Source organism: Arthrobacter sp. HMSC08H08 (assembly GCF_001807575.1).
GTDB lineage: Bacteria > Actinomycetota > Actinomycetes > Actinomycetales > Micrococcaceae > Pseudoglutamicibacter > Pseudoglutamicibacter albus.
The window spans coordinates 76,213-78,164 of the sequence record NZ_KV789393.1 but is presented as its reverse complement, the minus strand read 5'-3'; the positions used below and the strand labels follow the sequence as shown (position 1 = coordinate 78,164).

1 protein-coding gene and 1 pseudogene are annotated in these 1,952 nt (G+C 53.1%); both read left to right on the top strand.

The window, feature by feature from the left end; translation table 11 throughout:
• Window positions 1-448 precede the first annotated feature (448 nt).
• Complete coding sequence (locus HMPREF3175_RS05840; protein ID WP_070491181.1) at window positions 449-1,159, top strand: DUF6318 family protein; 711 nt, start codon at window positions 449-451, stop codon at window positions 1,157-1,159.
• A 106-nt stretch (window positions 1,160-1,265) separates the two neighbouring features.
• Window positions 1,266-1,952, top strand: a pseudogene (locus HMPREF3175_RS05835) (hypothetical protein); the annotation flags it as partial.

Here is a 1,952-nt window from a genome sequence, read left to right as displayed (position 1 = left end):
AACCAGACACCCCATCCTCCGCGTTTGTTAAGTCTCGGGACATCGTTCACTCGGTGTTCCGAGACTTTTTATTTCCTCTCGCGTTGAGGTGGCTGTACTGGTCCCGCTGTGTGAGTAGCCTTGCGGGACGGCTTCATCCACGCAGCCTGAAACGGTGCAGTCATTCGCTACGTCACCGTGCTGTGAACCGGGTTACATCCTCAGTTTTATGTGTGTTTTACGCCCCTAGCTAGCTTCAGGTCTAACGCTTTCCGGGGTACCGGACAGAGAAACTTGAGCACGAACGGTTCACCGGCATCCAGCTTCCGCGTATTTATAAGGAAGTTTGACCCTTCGGGCTGTAATCGGGTTATAAAGGATAATTTTTCTTTTGTTCTTCTATGGTGCTTTTGGATGCGCTTGGCTACTTTAGGTTCTAAACAGAAACACATGCCTAAGGGGCGCCATCATGACAAATCTAAAACGAAGCGCTATCGCCACCGTATTGACGCTCGCCCTCGCTTCCGGACTGACGGCTTGCAGCAACAACAATGAGGACGCGAAGCCAGGTGAAGCGGCACCGTCCGCCTCGCCGTCTGTCAATCCGAACAATAAGGAAGCGAAAGACGAAAACGCTTCCGGTAGCGGCAAAGAATCTGCGAAATCCAAACCTTCTGCGAGCCCGTCACCGAAGGGCCCCTATAAACCTGCGACCTCTAAACATAGAGCTCAGAACGTGCCGCCTCCTGGCCCGCTACCCAAAGTGGCGAGAGAAGATAGTAAGGCTGGACAAATTGCCTTCGTTGAGCATTGGCTGAAAGAGCTCAACTATGCATGGGAAGTCGGCTCGTTCCGTAAAGAGTTCTGGGACATTACCTCACGTAAGTGTGAATACTGCAAAGCAGCTAACGAGACTTTCTCACTTATGAAGAAAGACAATGCATGGGCTGTCGGCGGGAAGATTCGTTATGAAAATATCCAAGCGCCAAATAAGAAGCTCGACAGTGGGAAGTTTTTTGTTACGTTCATCGCGCACGAAGGGAAACGGTCCTATTTCAGGCCGGGGAAGTCGACAGCTGTAGAAACGACACCTGCCAATTCAACTAAGAACGGAACGTTCATATTGGAACGTAAAGCTAACGGCTGGGAAGCACGAGGAGTCTACGGTGCCGAGCGTTAAAAATAATCAAAAACTCCTTGTCAATACTGCACTAATTGCAATTCTGTTTACGTTCCTACCGGGAAGCAACGCGAATGCCCAGGACGTTTCATACAAGGGCGATGGAGTGGCCTTAGAAGGATTCAAAACTCAAGAACAAGAGGAAATCAACAACGTCAGCGGTTCATCCGCGCCGGGGGCGCCCTCTCATGCGCCGGCGGCTGCTCCTAAGTTTTTTGGGAAGCGTTTGTTGTGGAGCCAGGCGTGTACCGCGGCTGCGTTGGATCGCTCCGGTGCTGTCACCGGTTCTACCAAGGTTGCTGGTAGTGACCTGCATGTAGCCGAGATGGTGGACTCTAAAGCTCGTAACGCGGCTAAAACCCAAGCCTGCACCCGGCGAGCAGTGGACGAATGCGGTCAACGTGACGACCTGCTCTACACCACCAACACTGCCACCACCCAACTCGCCTGCCGCGCCAAGAGTAAACCCTCTAAGAATGGTGCTTCGGTTGAGCAGGCTCCGCTGACCGTCACCGAAATCCGAACCCTGATCGCGACCGAAACCAAACGCATCCGCATCCACCCCGGAGCAGTCACCACGGATGCGATCAAACCCAACACCCTCACCACCGCCTGGACCAACTTCTACCTCACCAACCCCAAACACGCCATCGATGGCAACAAGAACGGCAAAGCCGGTAAAGACACTGCCTCTGTTGGTGGTGTGGTGCGGGAAACCATCGAGGTCCTCGACGAGAAAGTCACGGTGGAACTCACACCTGTGAAGTATCGGTGGAAATACGGCGATGGCGAG

Bases quoted from the DNA above. Each gene is read 5' to 3' on its own strand.
- HMPREF3175_RS05840 (WP_070491181.1), top strand. From the start codon at position 449: ATGACAAATCTAAAACGAAGCGCTATCGCCACCGTATTGACGCTCGCC.